The sequence below is a fragment of the Lyngbya aestuarii BL J genome, from assembly GCF_000478195.2.
Taxonomy (GTDB): Bacteria; Cyanobacteriota; Cyanobacteriia; order Cyanobacteriales; family Microcoleaceae; genus Capilliphycus; species Capilliphycus aestuarii.
Window position 1 is genome coordinate 40,101 of sequence record NZ_AUZM01000041.1, and the last position, 17,671, is coordinate 57,771.

Sequence of the window (17,671 nt, forward strand, 5' to 3'; positions counted from 1 at the left end):
CTCCTAGTCCAATCCAATACATTTATATCTAGAGATAGAGCCAGCCTGAGAGTTTCAAGGGGTAAACTTCTCTATAAGTAGAATATCAAGACACAGAGCGCTCAGACATCGCCCCAGAGAGTGGATCGTATCAACCGATAGTCTACTCTGAGCTTAATTTATAGAAATATCAAACCTAATAGTAGTCTACCTTTTAACAAACTTTTTGAACAGATCGTATTTATACAGATGCTCTGGGTAACACCGTAATTAATATTTTCTGTAAATTTTCTGAAGTTGCTCAGTAGATATTCCGGGCTATGGATACACTTAGACAATAAAATCGGGCGAGTATGACCTCACCCGAGTAATTTTTTGAGCTAATTGTTAAGATAATAAACGTTGCATCTTCGACTGATAAGCGGCGTTATCCATCCCGGAACCGTTATTAGCGAAGCTCGGATTGATCATGGCTTCGAGGGCAGAAATCCGGTTATTTGTGGCGGGGTGAGTGCTTAAAATCGTGGGAACAGAACCCCCTTGCAGGAGTTTTTCCATAAAGTCAACTGCTGCTCTTTGATCATATCCCGCTTTTCCGAGATTATTAATCCCAAACTGGTCGGCTTCGTATTCTGCTTTACGACTATTCGGACGGCGGAGAGCTAATTCTACCCCAATTTGAATGGCGAGGCTTTGATCAAGTCCAGCAGCGGAGGCTACCCCTTGCGCCACAGCCATCTGACGCATTTGTTCAACGGAGTGACGCCCGACAATATGACCAATTTCGTGGGCAATCACACTGGCGAGTTCCGCTTCATTATCGGCGGTTTCCATTAACCCGGTATTGACATAAACAAAACCCCCCATTGTCGCAAACGCATTAATACTCGAATCATTGACGACTTGAAAGGTGTAGGGAATATTAGAACGTTCGCTAACTTGGGCTAAACGTTGACCAATTTGATTAATATATTCTGTGGCTTCTGGGTTGCGAAGGAGTTTAACTTCCTTTTTTAATTGTTCATTAATCTGACGACCGAGCGCTACTTCTTGTTGATTAGAAAGCGTTGTCAGTTGAATAACTTGAATCCCTCGAAAGATCAAATCTCGCCAAGAAATTGCCTGAGTAGCCGGGGCGGAACTAATCCAGAGACTAAAAGCAACGGTAATTGAAATCAGGGGATAAAACCAAGAACGAGAGGAACGTCGATGTATAAAGGAGAAAGATTTAAACATAGTCAACGGGTGTGAAAATCGTGATTAAAGCAGGCTTAGAAACGACCTGTGATTGGATTGATATCCTGTGTTAAATCTGTAGACGTATTTTGTTGCCTCGAAGTTCGGGCAGTATTACTATTACATACCGATCTCAACAAAGCCATCCCGGAAAGTGCGACTCATATCAGTTTTTTAATCAATCAATCTGTCAGTTGACCTGCTTGCTTGCCTCACTCCCCTAGAGTCAATGATTCACAAGCTTTCATCTCAGACCAGTATAGCGACTTTTTCCGATGATCTCCAGTCTATGCGATTGTCTGACCTTTGAATGTTAATTGCTTAAACGACAGGAATAGAAAGGTTTGACCATTCGTTGTTAACTGAAGATGAGGTTAGAGTCAGGAAGTTTTGAGGAAGTTTTGAGAAAAATATTAAATAGGTTTATAACAATATGAGATCATAAATAACTATTCGGGTGAGGGGCAAATTGATAGTAAAGCCAACTCCAGAAACCTAAAATATTAGGGATTGCTTGTTTTTGTAAATCGTCTAGACAATCGGAGATTATTTCAAGTTATTGGATAGATTGTTAAAATTTTAAATAATAATTTTTTAAAAAATAACTAAAAAGACAGTGTTGATCATAAAAGTTATTAGTCGTTTACAACTTACATCAATTTCCTGTAGATATCCTGAAAATTGATCGGTCTTTTGTGCGTCGTCTTGAGGAGTCTCAGAAAAATCATGAAATTGTCCGAACGATTATTGCTTTAAGTCATAATATGTCTATTGCGGCGATCGCTGAAGGAATTGAAACCTCCCAACAACTGGCTCAACTCAGAAATTATCGCTGTGAATATGGTCAAGGATACTTTTTTGCTCGACCCTTAGATGCAGTTGCGGCGACTGATTTCATTGCTCAGATGCGTCAATGGTAGCTTGAAGCGTTTGAAACTTATTCCGATTTGATCATGCCATCTTCAAGCTCAAGAATGCGATCGGCAACATCGACAATACGAGGGTCATGCGTCACCATCAACACCGTTGCGCCTTCTCCTTTTGCTAGTCCTTTCAGCAAATCAATCACCGCTCGACCACTACTGGAGTCTAAGGCAGCCGTGGGTTCATCAGCCATAATCAGAGGAGGATGGCCTGCCAAAGCCCGAGCGATCGCCACCCGTTGTTTTTGTCCACCGGACAGGTCACGAGGAAGATGCTTACCCTTTTCGCCCAAACCCACCTGTTCAAGCAAATAGACTGCTTCCTCTTTCGCTTTGCTGCCCTTAATGCCCTTAATATTGAGAGCCACTTCAATATTTTCAATAGCATTCAATGCCGGAAACAGGTTAAACCCCTGAAAAATAAACCCAATATTACGAAGTCGGAAATTGGCCAACTGAGAACGAGACATTTTGGTGATATCCTCTCCTCTGAGGAATACCTGTCCACCCGTTGGCGTGAGGAGTCCAGCCAGAATCGAGAGTAAGGTTGTCTTCCCGGAACCACTAGGCCCCATCAACAGTTGAATATCACTCTGTTGTACCTGCAAGTCTATCCCTTTGAGAACCTTAAAGCTTTGACGCCCAGATTGATAGGTCATTTCCACTCCCAAGCCCTCAATTGCAATCGGCTTAACTGGGGCATAAACTGAACCATCCACTGCGTGAGTGGGGGTTTTCTTGAGGTTAGCCCAGTTCATTTTTGAACCTATCATATTTTTATTATCGTCTGATGGGGGCATAAAATTGCAAGCCAGACTAAGACTTCTCGCGATAATTGACAAGCATATTATCACTTCCAATTCTAGTTTGATTTTGTGTGGCTTGGGAATCAGCCTTGTGAGTACCGAAGTACGATTGAGGCGGTCGAGGGAAATACTCGCTCAAAAGAAAGACTGGGGAAGTCAGTTCAATGCGATGGCACGAACCCCAGGAATCAGCAACAAAATCGCCCGTGAATTTAGGGGTTTAGCCGTTCTTTGGCTTGAAATTTGTCAACACCCTAGCACACACCTCTCAATGATTGGTGAAAAATCGCCTGAGAAGTTTGGCTCAAGCTTCTGACTTTTTCTAATCTACAATCGAAATTCAAAAATGCCCAACGTCCTCAAATCCCATCGGGTTGAGTTGAATAACTTACGCTTTAAAGACGATCGCGGGATCAACTTGAGTAACCTTCTGAATTGCAAAGATCGCCGATCCCGCACACATGATCACCGTTAACCCAAACACCATCACAGCAGAAGTCGGTGTAATCAAAATTAAAATTCCTTGAGTCGCCGAAGCCCAGTTCGTGACCCCCATACACAACGCCATCCCCGGAATATAGCCGAGTAATGCCATCCAGAGAGATTGTTCTAAAATCACACTATAAATCACTTTATCGGGCGCTCCCATCGCTTTGAGCGTGCCAAACTCCTTCAAGTGATCGGAGACAGACGCATAAAGAATTTGAGCCACCACGATCATCCCCACCAAAATTCCCACGCCAGCACCCAAACTGAGAATAAATCCAATTCCGGTGCGTTGCTTCCAATAAGATTGAGTTCGCTCAGACATTTCTTCGCCAGTATAGGTCTTAACGTTGGGTAAAGTTTCCTCTAGGCGTTGTCTGAGTTCATCGATATCTTGACCCGGTGCCACTTCAATCAACACAAATGAGATCGGATCAGTCAGGGTTAACTGTTTAGGCGCTGAAGAAATCACCTGCTTCTCTGCGGGGTTTGTATCATCGAAGATATTGACACATTTCAAGTCACCGTCTTCTAACTTACAACGGGTACTCGTTTCTAAACGCGCATTCACATAGGCGTTAGCATTTTTTAAGGAAGTAAAAATTAATTTATTATTAATAATCGGTTGAGTGCCTTCAACCACTCCGACCAAACGCGCCTCCAAACCCCCCAAAGTGGAAACATCTCCCAGTTCAGTCACGCCCAATGACTCTAAATTGGTTTCATCTATGATCACCCCATAGGGTTCTTTGAGACTACTAATTTCTCCTTGAATGATATTCCAAGGTGCGAAAAGTGTTCCCTCTGGGGTGGAACCTACCACTGTTACCGCATGAATTTGACCCGATGGATCTCGCCAACGCGCACTGCGAAAAATCAGGGCTTCTGCTCGTTTGACTCCCTTGACTTCACGGGCTTGCACCATATACTCTAAAGGCAAAGGCATAGTCAATTCCATGTGGATCATATCCGCAGAAGCAACCCAAAGTTCGGCACTTGAGTTGTCAATCAGTAGAGAAGAAGACTTAACAAACCCATTGAGAATACCGTTTTGAATCGTTACGAGACTGACCGCGAACATAATACCAGCCTGCGCTGCAATAAAACGGGGAAGATCTTCAAACAGGTTCTTGCGGGCGATAGAAGCCATAACGACTCAATTGTTATGTAATCAGACTTTAGATGCTATCATACCCTAGATATAGATTCGGGTTTAGTTCACCATAGACAGTGAGCGCTAACCAAAAGAATTGATTTTATGGATAAATTTCGTGAAGAATCTTCATAGAGACGTGCAGGTTTGATCGAGGTAATCTTGAAGATAGATGTCTAGTATTTAGTCTCAAAAGCTAAATATTTAAACAACAAAAAACCCCCTTTTTGCAAGAGAGGGGGAGAGAAGAGATTAAAATAATAGTTACATAAAGTTACTGGAAATATAGAAAGTCCGCACGAACCCAACCTTCAGCATTAGATTGATAAAATCGAACATAATACCAAATATATCCATCTCCTCCGTCAGAGGAATTCAACACCTCTACCCAATCTCCCTCTACGCCATAATGAGGAGCATTAGCTTTAGTCGTTGGTGCAGTCCGAACGTTAATTTGAGAACCCGGATCACTTGCCGTTAAACGAGCAGAAGTCGCCAGTCCAGGTAATGCAGTCGCCGCACATAAGCTAACAGCAGCAGTGAGAGTCAACACAATTTGCTTTAATTTCATGGGTTTATCCTAATGTTAAATTAATGATTTTGGTTCAAGTAAATTTTTTTTTAATTTGGAAGCAAGCTCGATATTTTTTTGTTAGTTTTTTTATATATTTTTGCTTCCTTAACTTCATTATGGCCTCTAGAAACAGTAATGTCATCAGTAGTTATTCGGAAAAACAAAAAACATTTCTTTGATCAAGTTCAGTATTTACACTGAGGTCAAATCCAATAAAAGTTTGCGATCGCCTCACCCCAATATCAAAATCCAACTTTGTACAATAGGACTCATGACCTCTCAACACCCGTAACCGCGCCTTTGATCGCAGTGGAAACCCCATATCCTTCAACTCCCCAGTCAGTTAAGCTATTGTGTAGTCAATGATCTATCTCTACGACCGTGGGCTGATAGAATAAATAAAATTTATAGGTTGAGTTTTAAGTCTTCATGGAAAATCTTGTTTTAGATGTCAAAAATCTGCGAGTTCAGTTTGAAAGTGACGAAAAAGTTGTTCAAGCAGTTAACGATATTTCTTTTCAAGTCAAACGCGGACAAACACTCGGTATTGTGGGTGAATCTGGTTCAGGAAAATCAGTCACCTCTCTGGCGATTATGGGATTGCTTTCTCCCGATACCTCTCAAGTCAGTGGAGAAATTTTATTTCGCTTCAGCAACAATCTCAACGAATCTCAACCTGATTCTAAACTGATTAATTTACTTCAACTGTCACCTCAAGAGAAACAAGAATATCGAGGCGGACAAATTGCTATGATTTTTCAGGAACCGATGAGTTCTCTTAACCCAGTTTATACGATTGGGTTTCAACTGATAGAAGCGATTAAACAACATGAACAAGTTTCTCCTCGACAAGCAATGTGGAAAGCAACTTCCCTACTTCAAGAGGTTAAACTTCTCCCTTCAGATGAAGAATTACTCGCCCGCGTAGAAACCGAACTTGCTGCAACAAATACAGCTAATAATATTCAAAACATTACTCCAGAAAAACGGAATGAAAAACGAGAAGTAATGCAGCAGGTTAATGATCAAAAACGAGCCATGCTTGATCGTTATCCCCACGAACTTTCTGGCGGTCAACTGCAACGGGTAATGATTGCGATCGCCATATCTTGTAACCCCACTTTATTAATAGCAGATGAACCAACAACCGCCCTTGATGTGACCGTTCAGGCGACCATTCTGGATTTATTACGAGAGTTATGTAGTCGTCGCGGAATGTCGATGATTTTTATTACCCATGATTTAGGAGTTATTGCTAAAATTGCAGATACAGTCGCCGTTATGTATCGGGGTAAAATTGTTGAATATGGTACAATTCAAACTCTGTTTTTAAAGCCCCAACATCCCTACACTAAAGGTTTATTAGCTTGTCGTCCTCCTCTTGATATTCAAGTTGAACGTCTCCCGACTATTTCTGATTTTATGGAAGTCGAAACAACAGCAACCGGAGAGTTAGAAATTCGTGAAAAGAACATTAATATTAATGACATTCAAGCCTCCAGTTCACCGACCCCCGAGAGACAACCTTCGACAACGGCTTCACTCTCTGTTGAACATCTGCGAGTCGGCTTTAAAGTTTCGGGAGTATTTGGGGAAACAAAACGTCTATTAATGGCGGTGAATGATGTTTCTTTTGAGGTGTATCAAGGTGAAACTTTAGGGTTAGTCGGAGAGTCTGGTTGTGGTAAAAGTACATTAGCTAGAGCGTTATTACAACTTATTCCTGTCGTGAGTGGAAAGGTGACATTTGAAGGCGAAGATATTACAAAACTTTATTCACAAGCGTCTACATTTGAGAAAATCAAAAATTATAAAAAGCACAAACAATATCATCAAAAGCGACAAGAATTAAGACGAGAAATGCAAATTATATTTCAAGATCCCTTTAGTTCTGTCGATCCTCGGATGACAATTGGGGATACAATTATGGAACCCATGTTAATTCATGGAGTCAGTAAAGCCGGAAAAGAACGCCGCGATCGCGTTGCTTATTTATTAGAACGAGTGGAAATGAAACCGGACTGGATGGGACGTTATCCCCATGAATTTTCCGGTGGACAACGACAACGAGTTTGTATTGCGAGATCTTTGGCTTTAAACCCTAAGTTTATCATTTGTGATGAATCTGTTTCCGCTTTAGATGTTTCGGTTCAAGCCCAAGTTTTAAACTTATTAAAAGAACTTCAAGCAGAATTTGGATTAACCTATATCTTCATTTCCCATGACTTGAGTGTGGTCAAATTTATCAGCGATCGCATTATGGTAATGAATCGTGGTAAAATCGAAGAAATTGGTCAGGCTGAAGATATTTATCACCGTCCCCAAACGGAATATACTCGTCAGCTTATTGCTTCAATTCCAACAGGAAATATTAAACCAATCGCCAGTTAATTTCAGGCAATTTTTCCATCAAACTTTATGCTTAACTTGAATAAACTGTTCAGTTAATTTCAGCAATTCTCGTTCTTGAAATCCGTTAGCCAGTTTTTCAATTTTTTGGGCAAAAGGTACATATTTGGGATCAAGTTGCTTAATCGTATTAGCCTGTTTGAGAATTCCCCTAATATGACCTTGCATGACTAAATTGTATAATTCATCTAACTCTTTTTCAGGAGGAGGAATCAGATCGGCAGTTGCGCTCAAATCATTTGACGGTTTTGAAACTGTAATATCTTCATAAATCCACTCTAAATTGAGATGTTTTTGGAGTTGTTGCATTAACTCTTGTACTTGAACAGGTTTCGGTAAAAAGTCATTTGCTCCGACATCTAAACTCTGACGCTGATCAGACTCAAACACACTGGCAGAGGATGCAATAATGCTTAAATCATTGAAGTGCTGAGAAGATCGAATTCGTTGAATAAATTCAAATCCATCCCACTTAGGCATGACTAGATCTGTAATCACTAAATCGGGATAAAAAGTTTTAATTTTGTTCCAAGCTTCCCAACCATTACTCGCTTCTTCGATTTCAAATCCAATGGGTTTTAATAAAGAAATAATCACCGAACGGTTTTCCCAACGATCATCAATAATTAGAATTTTAGGCGTAGATCCTTTAATTCCAATAATATTGTTTTGAGGCGCATTCTGTTGAACTGGAATTTGTTGGGTAGCGACAGGTAAATCTAAATCCATCCAAAAAATACTACCCTTTCCCTTTTGACTCACCACTTGAATTTGACTTCCCATCAAGTTGACAATTCTCTGACTAATTGCTAATCCTAGTCCTGTTCCTTCGCTGTGTTGTTTTCCAAATCCCACCTGTTCAAAAGCTTGAAAAAGACAAGATTGTTCTTCTGGAGTCATCCCCACACCAGTATCTTGAACTTCAAAGCGAATTTGAGTTGAAACCGTTTGAGTTACCTTAAAAGTCACACAACCTTCTTGAGTAAATTTGATAGCATTACTGAGCAAATTAATTAACACTTGTCGTAAACGTTTTTCATCGGCTAGAATGCCCAGAGGTAAGTTACTATGGGCTTCATAAATAAAGGAAATTCCCTTAAACTCCGCTTTGATTCTGCACATCTCCACGACACTTTTTAAAAAGCTCGGAAAATAAAATTCTGTTTGATTCAATTCCATCTTCCGAGCTTCAATTTTTGACAAATCTAAGATATCATTAATTAGGGTTAGTAAATGAGAACCACACTGATGAATAATCTCAATTTTATTTAGATCAACTTGATTTATCGTTTGAGAACGTTGTAGAATTTGAGTATAGCCTAAAATCCCATTGAGAGGGGTTCTGAGTTCATGGCTCATATTAGCGATAAATTCACTTTTAGCTCGATTTGCGACTTCTGCTTTTTCTTTTTCACTCGCCAGTTCAGTTGTCCGTTTTTCTACTCTTTTTTCTAATTCAATATTGGATTGTTCAAGAGAATTAAAAGAAGTTTGGAGTTGTCGAGCCATATAATTAAAAGAGTTAGCCAGTTGTTCTATTTCTTGAAAACGACCATAACCTTGAACCGTTTTATCAAATTTTCCTTTGGCAATTTCTCTAGCTGCTTTATTCAGTCTTTCGATGGGTTTAGTCATCCACCGAGCAGTCAGAAGACCTGCAACGGTAGCCCCAGTTAAGGCAACTGCACACAGCCAAAACGTTGAACGAGCATTTTGGTTAATTTCTGCCATAAAATCGGACTCGGGAATAACAACTGCAATCAGCCAATCAATTCCCCGCTCATCTCGAAACGGTGTAACCTGTAAAAATTGCGGTTTCCCTTTTAAGTCAAATTTTAACTGTTCAGCTTGATTAATCTGAGTAAAACTATTAAACCTATTCTGTAAGTTTTGAGCAGCGGCTGCAATTAATTGAGTTGAACTTTGAGTTGCTTCTAGTCGAGATTTCTGGTTGTTTTCTAGTTTAATAGGATCAAGCCCGTCAGAACTTCCAATTAATTCGCCTGTCCGCTCAATAATAAAAACCTCTCCCGATTTACCCACTTTTAAACTCTCTAAAAAGTGACTGATTTCATCTAAATTCAGAATAATCGTGGCTATTCCTTGAAGTTGACCTGACTGATCATAAATCGGATGAGCAACAGTCGTAGCTAGAGAATCATTTGAAGAATGACTAATTGATAAATAAATTTCACTAAAAATAGGCTGACCTGCGGCTTTAGCCGCTTGATACCAAGGTCGCTGACGAATATCTAAGTTAGGAACTCGCAACGTGGAGTTAAGTCTACGCCTTTGTTGATCAACTTGATTACTATAAAAATCTCCTTTTGTATTAGAGTCCGCATATTCAATAAAGTATTTTTTTTCATTATTAATTTGATCGGTTGTCACCGCAATCACTGAACCCGATGACTCGCTACCAAATCCAAAACCTGTGATCGAATGATAAACTTGTAATCGATCCCAGAGTAAAGCTTCTAAAGTTCTAACATTATTGAGATCGAGATTTTCTCGTTTGATAGCAGCAACCGTATCTTGATTAATCTTAAAAGGTTGATCAATAAATGATTTTAATTCACCGTTAACTCTAGCTGTAATTTCTTGTTGTAATTGTCCTGCGAGGTCATTCACCGCTCGTTGACTATTTTTAAACGAGAGATATCCGACCCAACCAACTGCAATCATAATTTGCACAACAAATGGTGTTACAATAATGATGTGTAAGGGAATTCGAGCTAGAGAAAAACCTTTAGATTGACCAGAAGAATGAACCATAAATCCTCTTTCTTTAGTAGCAATGAATACCTCACCGAGCCTCATGCCGTCCGGCGAGATTTTTCCCGGCTATTGTATTCAAAATGATTGCAACCCTGCACATAACATCGTCTAGTTATACTGTAACGTTTTTATTCGATTTCAAAACACGCTTTGCAACAGAACTTCATAGTGCTGTTTAAAAATGTAAAGTTTAAGATTTTTTTAACTTTTTTTTAAAGAATGTGTAATCTTGAAAAGAATATACAAAATTTATTTTTTAGGGAATTTTAACCCTCACTTTTTGATCATCAATTCATCATTCATAATTTATAGGTCTGGATCAATAGAATAGGCTGTTGTAGCTTGGCAACCACTCCAGCCTTTCTTTCGACCCCTTAAATTAACTCAGTAAAGCCTTTAACGCAAACTGAGGTAATGCCAACATCCTTTTCCATCGCCAAGGCTCTTGATAGAGTCGATAAAGCCACTCTAAATGATTGTCACAAAACCAAGCCGGCGCCCGTTTTTTTGTCCCTGCCCAAATATCAAAACTTCCACCCACTCCAATCCAAATGGAATTCGGACATAAATGACGATTTTTAGCAATCCATAACTCTTGACGCGGTACTCCTAAACCCACAAAAATCACTGGGGGTTGTAAATCTTTGAGTGAATCTTTTAACTGTTCTTCTTCAGAAGCCGAAAGATAACCATGATAAGAGGCGATCGCTAAATTGGGAATTTTTTGTTGAAATAAATCAGCCGCCCGTTGAGCAATTCCCGGTTTTCCTCCATAGAAAAAAACCAGATCTGAACAATTTTGTTGACCTATTTTTTGTAAGAAAGACTCAGCCAGTTCAATCCCTGGACAACGTTGAGTTGGCTTTCCCTTCAGCCGCAGATAAAGAACAATTCCCGCCCCATCTGGAATCACAAGTTCAGCCCCCCGAATCACCTCTGCAAGATGACGATCGCGATCGGCTTGTATTGCCATTTCAGCATTCAAAGTAATCACATGAGTTCCTAACCCTTTATATAGACGGTTAAGCAACCAGTTATGATAATTATGATGCAGATGAACAGGAAGTCCTAAAACTGGAAACCTATTAGCCGTAGATTCACCCAATAGCATCACATCATTCATAAGATTTTTTTAACCACCTCACACACACTACTATTGAGACTAACCGATCTGGTATCGATTGGCTAGCATAAACGGGTTTATTGTTGGGATAGGAGAAGGGCAAAAAGCAAAAGTTCACTCTGACGGGCAATATGGATAACTGTTCACGGTAAACTGATTAATAGTGCATCCAATAAAATATCCGCCCCAAACCGAACCGTATCCGTACAGGGTAAACCCGTTTCAAGTTGAACTTGCGCGATCGCATCCTTAGCTACATCTTCCGCTAAACCATAAGTATTCAGGCTAATTCCGACAATTTTTGCAGATTCCATCGCGCCGCCCACACTGGCAACATTTTCGTATAATTCAATCACTTGAGATAGAGGAGGAATAACGACATGAGGATGATTGCGAACATGAGTTTGTCCGGCACGATGGGCTAAAATTAAATCAGTCGGTTGACTTCCTCGCAACAACGGTAAAGTCGCAGTTGAACCCGGATGAATCAGCGAACCCTGTCCTTCAACTAGAAGTAAATCACAATCTGTTCCACACCGCATCACCACCTGTTCCACCGCACCCGCGGCAAAATCGACCCGTACTGAGTCTAAAGGAATGCCATCTTCTCCTAACATTACCCCGCCTTGACCTGTGGCGATAAATTTAGACCGAATTCCCCGTTGTTTTGCGGCTTTATTAAGTTCTAAACCCGTTGACATTTTACCAATAGCCATATCGGTTCCTACGGTTAAAACTCGCCGACAACTGAGTTGACGCGCCGCAGCACTAGCAATTTTTAAACCCGGTGGTTCTTGACGAATATCCCAAATCCATTGTTGAGGTTGAAGAAATTGGTTAATATTGGTTTGATGGCGTTGTTCAACTAAAGGAATTAATTGGGTATGTAACCCATTCACAATCGATAATTCTGCTTCTAACGCCCCATCAAGATCAACCCACCATTCCTCGGGTAAAGCCCCCCCTGGCGGTGCAATTCCAATCATGAGAATATTGGGATGATAGGCTAAAGCGTCTTTAACAGAAGAAACAATCGGTATCTCTCGGTTAATTCCCGTGAGTTCAGAAAGGGACTGTCCCGCACAGTCGCGATCGATGACTGCGACAATATTAGCCTGAGAGTAGCGCAGCAAAGACAGTCCCGTTTTACCTGTCGCACCGAGAATACCTCCATGTAACAAGATGGCTAACCGCCCCGCTTGGATTTGAGATTGGGGATTTTCAGGGGTCATATCTTTGAGTTTTAAATAACTAGCGATCGCTTTAATATAGTTTCGGATCGGTTGAACTTAATCATACCGCTTGTTTGGAAGTCTGCGATCGCATATTTTACAGTTTTAGCCCGATCAAATTTCTCAGTTTAACTGACCCCAACTCGAGAATGCTAACTGTTGTCAAAAAAATCCCCGGCTTCTTTGAATCGGCCGGGGGTATCAACCCCTTGATTTCACAAATCCAATTGAAACCCAAAGTCAAGTCAATGATATGTTCTGCGGTTTCAAACAATAGAATAGTTTTGCATAAGTTTGAGGAATATTCCTATTTACAAGCGGCTGCACCATCAGCTTTTGTGATTGAAAACGCATCAAATTCTCCATCCTCAAATTCGCCCACGACAGTCACCTGCTCCCCGGCTGACAGATGACGACTCGTATTATCTCCGCAAACATCCCAAGAATCAACGGTAATTGTCCGGCTGTCACTTTGCAAGCGGAAACCATCTTCCCAAACCTGTTCGATAGTACCCGAAAAAGAATCATTATTTGCTTGAACAGCAGAAGGAAAAACAGTCGCCGCAACAATACCAAGTACAATTGTGCCGATGATTTCTAATTTCACGGGAACTCTCCAAAAAAGAATAATTTTAAACAGATGTATTGGGAAGCAGACCGTTAAGACTGGCTAACTTCTATGGTTTCTACAATATCCCGACAAGATGACAAAAAAATGACAGGCTTAAAATATTTTTCGATTTTGGGTAAAATTCGGACGGTTGGCGATCGCTTATTTTGAATTATTCGTTAACAGATCGATACCATTTAAAAAGTCTTATATTCATCTTAAAAATGTCCCCGGTTTAACACGTTCTCTATTGATGGACTGGTGTTGTCAATCAAAGCTTTAATTTTATTTATCATTCTTTGAAAGACATCGGGATAATACTGGGAAGCATCCAAAAAATCTACATATTCTTGCCGATGAAGTTGTCTGTCCTGTGACGTTCGATATTTTTGTCTAATGTTAGAAGGTAGACGTTTAGTTTTTCGCACAATCAAAACATCATCAATTTGAGTGGAAATTATGGAAACCGGGGTCATATCTAGAAATTCACAGATTAAAAAGTACAAAGAACCAGGAACAGCTATTTTTAAATCTCGACTGGTTGCTACCGCCTCTTGAAACATCGTTTTGTCTAAATTCGTTTTACATTCTGCACAGACATATCCTAGATGTGACTGAATCTGTTTATCATCTTGAAATTCTGGATCAAAGGATGATTTTAAATACAGTCTTTTACCCAGAATAAAATCTTGATTTTTCGTTCTAATCGTTGGTTCACCACCGGAACCCGGATTTCCAATAGAGGATAAAAAACTGAGTCCAGAAAATGTATCTCTTGGCCCGAGTTCAAAAGAATCATCTATTCCTCTTAGGCTGCGAAAAACGAGCCGGGGCAAGAATTATTCTAAAATGGTATTATCCAGCTTTAACTGCCCCTTCTGTCTGTATAAAAAATTTTCTGAGCTATCAAATATTAGGTCGAGTTCAATAAAACGCTTATATCGGTTTGTTGCTTCAACTAATTTTTCGACCGTATTTTCTTGACCCGGCTCAATTTCCTCTAATTCTGCGATCCATTGATGGTATTTTTTAAGAGCTTCTTGAACCCGTTCTCGATCCGCTTTAGGTAGTCGAGGATTATCGATACAGGCTGTTAGTTTATCATAATGAGGGCGGGAAAATTCGGGCATGGTTTGAGTTGATTTTCAGGGGGTAGAACTTGCGACTTAGAAAAGCGTATCGGGTTGGTATATGTCGGACAGATTATCCAATATCAATGTTCTGTTAATCTCCTGAACTTTGTCAACTGCATCTTCCAAATTTCCAAGATTTTTTGGAGATACATGAAAAAGCCCGTTTCTCAGCACGTCTAACGCTACTTTTCTGGCAACCCGTTCTGTTGTTTCTTGGTGACACCGATCTTTCAACTTACAAAAGTTAATTATATTTTCTCTAATTCGTTTTCCAAATTTGTTTTTAAACTCCCGTTTTTGTCTTAAAACCGGATTAAATAAACCCGTTTTTATCGCTATTTTATCGATAATATCGGCGTTAAAAAAAGGCACGCCAAGAACCGTCGATTCGTAGCCGATAACAAATACAACTCTGGCCCCGTCTTTCGTGACTCTGGAAAGTTCCCTCAAAGTATCTGCCATATCCAAACAATATTGTACGACCGTGTAAAAACGATTGCCTCGGTTTGCCCGGTTAGAACCAATTTCCGACTTGGCTATTTTGAGGATATCCCACCCGAGGATTTCGGCAGATTTTCGATAATTTTGATGGTAGTTAAAAACATTAATATAAGGTGGAGACGTAACAACAAAATCAATAGTTTTATCGGGTAAAGGGAGAGAGCGGGCATCGGATAAACCGACTTTGATGTTTTTTTCAGAATCGGGAAATTTATCGATAGCGTTTACCAATTCACCAAACTTTGCCTGTACAAACTCGTTGGTAATTGTGTTGTTCGCCACATCCAGCAAAATCACCAAAGCATCAAATAGCTTGATGGCTTCCGGGTCGAGCTTAATTCTGATTTTTCTTAACTTTTCAGCCAAGTTTTCAACGGGACTACCGGGGGAGAATAAAATAAAAGGAAATTCTGTATCGATTTTTTCTCTAACTTTTTTTACCGTCTCTTTTCTTTTGGGATTGTTAATCAATTCGTAGGTTCTACCGAGGATAAAAGCGGCCGGATTGATGTCAAAACCGTAAGCTTCCAGTCTCAAATTGCCCGCTTCCAACAGAACAGTTCCGCTCCCCGCAAACGGATCTAAAATAACAGAGTTGGGCGGACAGTATGCCGTTAATATCGCTTCAATAAGCTGGGGAGAAAACTGCCCCCGCCAAGCCAATCGGTTAGACCGGGTTTTCTCAACAATATTGAGGTGCGCTTGCGGAATAGGCCGATCAAACTGCTGCAACTGCTAAACGTCCTTATTTCTAAAGTCCTCTTTGCAAAACCCTGTATAGTTTAACATTTACCATACATCTTCACAGATTAATTGAGCGGGAGTTGACAATCTCGATAACCAACAAACCCCGAAATTGCAAAGACTTATTTTCAGTTGCCATTTTAGAAAATAGAGAAGTTAAACTAGACTGTTATTGTAACCCAGATTAATTCATGCTCGATACTCTCGATCTCAATTTATCTCTCGATAAAGAAACCTATCAGAGCCAGATAGAAAGTTTAATGCAAAAATTGCGATCGCTGCAACAAACTTGTTGGGAAAAAAAACTCCCAGCCATCATCGTCTTAGAAGGTTGGGCTGTCGCCGGAAAAGGGGCGCTGGTCAAAAAAATGGTCGGCTATATGGACCCGCGAGGATTTATTGTTCATCCCATTTGGCCACCAACCCGAGAGGAACGTCGCTATCCGTTTATGTGGCGATTTTGGCAAAAACTCCCCGCCCGAGGTCAAATGGGCATTTTTTACCACAGTTGGTATACCCACGTTCTCGAAGACCGACTCTTTGAACGACTTCCCTCAGCTGAAGTTCCGATGACGATGCGACAAATTAACGCCTTTGAACGTCAGATGGTCGATGATGGTGTTGTCGTTGCGAAATTTTGGATTCATCTTAGCCAAAAAGAACTCAAGCACCGCCTCAAAAAAGCCGCCAAAGACGAGTTAAAAGCGTGGCTGGTTCGTCCCGAAGATTGGCAGCAGGAAAAAAACTACGACACCTATTTAGCCTTCGCCGAAGATATGTTAATTCATACCAGCACAGGCGCGGCACCTTGGATATTGATCGAAGGCGATAGTCAACGCTATGCTCGGATTAAAGTTCTCTCGGCAATGGTTGCTACCCTCACCGAAGCATTAGATAGGCGACAGGTTCAGCTTCCGCCCATCAGAACCCCGCTACAAGACCACCTCGACCCCACTGAACCGAATCCTCTGGGACAAATTGATTTAACCCAATCTCTCTCAGAAGACGACTACAAACACAAACTTTCCCAACAACAAGCCCGTTTGGGTAAACTCCAAAGAGAAATTTATGAACAACAAGTCCCGGTGTTGGCTATTTTTGAAGGGTGGGATGCAGCAGGAAAAGGCGGAGCGATTAAACGGTTAACTGATATTTTAGATCCTCGCAGTTACGAAGTTCAACCCTTTGCCGCCCCGACGGATGAGGAGAAAAGCCATCATTATCTCTGGCGGTTTTGGCGACGTTTACCCTCTGCTGGGAAAATCGGGATTTTTGACCGCAGTTGGTATGGTCGAGTTCTCGTTGAACGAGTTGAAGGGTTTGCAACCGATGAAGAATGGCGACGGGCTTATCGAGAAATTAACGAATTTGAAGAACAACTCACCCGTGCGGGTTATGTGTTAGTGAAATTTTGGCTACATATCGACACCGATGAACAACTGAAGCGATTTCAAGCGCGTAAAGAGAACCCTTTTAAACAATATAAGCTCACCGATGAAGATTGGCGTAATCGGGAAAAATGGCCCTTTTATGAAGTGGCGGTTAATCAGATGATTCAACGGACTCATACACCGACCGCACCTTGGACTATTGTGGGGGCTAATTGTAAATATTCGGCTCGGGTGCAAGTGGTAGAAACAGTTGTAGAAGCCATTCAACGGGAGTTACAACGTCGCTCCAAGCAAAAGTAGTTCCCATGACGGGATCGTATTTTAGCTTTTAGCTTCTTCCGCAAGAAGCCTCACGTCTGACCCGACAGAGCAGCGTGAGATGAATTGCGGTCAGGGTTTATCGGAATTAGGTTTGTTCTGATTTTCGATATATTGTCGCCGAGTTGAAATAGTAACTCCGCCGCAACTAGCAACAAAGTAAGAGCCATTCCATAAAACATCTTTCCAGTAAAAAGAATTTAAGTGGTCGGAAAATTCTTGTCTAAGCTTTCGAGACGTTACAGATTTGAGATTATTAACCAAATTACTTAAAG

The 17,671-nt window shown here is 40.8% G+C and carries 14 protein-coding genes and 1 pseudogene; 3 read left to right on the top strand and 12 right to left on the bottom strand.

Annotation, left to right across the window (positions count from 1 at the left end; genetic code table 11):
* Positions 1–366 precede the first annotated feature (366 nt).
* Complete coding sequence (locus tag M595_RS17135; protein WP_023067613.1) at positions 367–1,215, bottom strand: M48 family metallopeptidase; 849 nt, start codon at positions 1,213–1,215, stop codon at positions 367–369.
* Between the two features lie 659 nt (positions 1,216–1,874).
* Here M595_RS17135 and M595_RS17140 point away from each other — a divergent pair.
* Positions 1,875–2,135 (top strand): annotated as a pseudogene (locus M595_RS17140) (EAL domain-containing protein); the annotation flags it as partial.
* Between the two features lie 17 nt (positions 2,136–2,152).
* Here the strand turns inward: M595_RS17140 and M595_RS17145 are convergent.
* From M595_RS17145 to M595_RS17155, 3 genes are all read right to left on the bottom strand, one after another.
* Positions 2,153–2,911 carry an ABC transporter ATP-binding protein gene (locus tag M595_RS17145; protein WP_023067590.1) on the bottom strand — a complete coding sequence of 253 codons (759 nt, stop codon included), beginning with the start codon at positions 2,909–2,911 and terminating at the stop codon, positions 2,153–2,155.
* A 421-nt stretch (positions 2,912–3,332) separates the two neighbouring features.
* Entirely contained in the window at positions 3,333–4,580 is a 1,248-nt protein-coding gene (locus tag M595_RS17150) for an FtsX-like permease family protein (protein ID WP_023067582.1), read from the bottom strand.
* A gap of 277 nt (positions 4,581–4,857) precedes the next feature.
* Complete coding sequence (locus tag M595_RS17155) at positions 4,858–5,154, bottom strand: SH3 domain-containing protein (RefSeq protein ID WP_023067628.1); 297 nt, start codon at positions 5,152–5,154, stop codon at positions 4,858–4,860.
* Between the two features lie 432 nt (positions 5,155–5,586).
* On the opposite strand from M595_RS17155, the gene M595_RS17160 reads away from it, so the two are divergent.
* Complete coding sequence (locus tag M595_RS17160; protein ID WP_023067595.1) at positions 5,587–7,548, top strand: ABC transporter ATP-binding protein; 1,962 nt, start codon at positions 5,587–5,589, stop codon at positions 7,546–7,548.
* Positions 7,549–7,566: 18 nt separating this feature from the next.
* Here M595_RS17160 and M595_RS17165 read toward each other — a convergent pair whose 3' ends face one another.
* The 7 genes from M595_RS17165 to M595_RS17190 all read right to left on the bottom strand — a co-directional run bounded on the left by M595_RS17165 (position 7,567) and on the right by M595_RS17190 (position 15,675).
* Positions 7,567–10,341: a hybrid sensor histidine kinase/response regulator gene (locus tag M595_RS17165; RefSeq protein ID WP_023067612.1), complete on the bottom strand. Its 2,775-nt coding sequence runs from the start codon at positions 10,339–10,341 to the stop codon at positions 7,567–7,569.
* A 382-nt stretch (positions 10,342–10,723) separates the two neighbouring features.
* On the bottom strand, positions 10,724–11,467 hold the full coding sequence (locus M595_RS17170) for a WecB/TagA/CpsF family glycosyltransferase (RefSeq protein ID WP_023067625.1): 744 nt from the start codon (positions 11,465–11,467) through the stop codon (positions 10,724–10,726).
* A 143-nt stretch (positions 11,468–11,610) separates the two neighbouring features.
* Positions 11,611–12,699: an N-acetyltransferase DgcN family protein gene (locus tag M595_RS17175; RefSeq protein WP_023067591.1), complete on the bottom strand. Its 1,089-nt coding sequence runs from the start codon at positions 12,697–12,699 to the stop codon at positions 11,611–11,613.
* 307 nt (positions 12,700–13,006) lie between these two features.
* On the bottom strand, positions 13,007–13,306 hold the full coding sequence (locus M595_RS17180; RefSeq protein ID WP_023067619.1) for a hypothetical protein: 300 nt from the start codon (positions 13,304–13,306) through the stop codon (positions 13,007–13,009).
* Between the two features lie 221 nt (positions 13,307–13,527).
* Positions 13,528–14,145, bottom strand: coding sequence for a Bpu10I family restriction endonuclease (locus M595_RS17185; protein WP_023067604.1), 618 nt, complete (start codon positions 14,143–14,145; stop codon positions 13,528–13,530).
* A 3-nt stretch (positions 14,146–14,148) separates the two neighbouring features.
* On the bottom strand, positions 14,149–14,439 hold the full coding sequence (locus M595_RS31875; protein ID WP_023067585.1) for a hypothetical protein: 291 nt from the start codon (positions 14,437–14,439) through the stop codon (positions 14,149–14,151).
* 36 nt (positions 14,440–14,475) lie between these two features.
* Complete coding sequence (locus tag M595_RS17190; protein ID WP_023067586.1) at positions 14,476–15,675, bottom strand: TRM11 family SAM-dependent methyltransferase; 1,200 nt, start codon at positions 15,673–15,675, stop codon at positions 14,476–14,478.
* Between the two features lie 203 nt (positions 15,676–15,878).
* Here M595_RS17190 and pap point away from each other — a divergent pair, with 203 nt between their 5' ends.
* Positions 15,879–17,378, top strand: coding sequence for a polyphosphate:AMP phosphotransferase (gene pap, locus M595_RS17195; RefSeq protein WP_023067589.1), 1,500 nt, complete (start codon positions 15,879–15,881; stop codon positions 17,376–17,378).
* A 90-nt stretch (positions 17,379–17,468) separates the two neighbouring features.
* Here pap and M595_RS29370 read toward each other — a convergent pair.
* The coding region (locus M595_RS29370; protein ID WP_023067626.1) for an IS200/IS605 family transposase at positions 17,469–17,671 on the bottom strand (203 nt) is incomplete at its 5' end.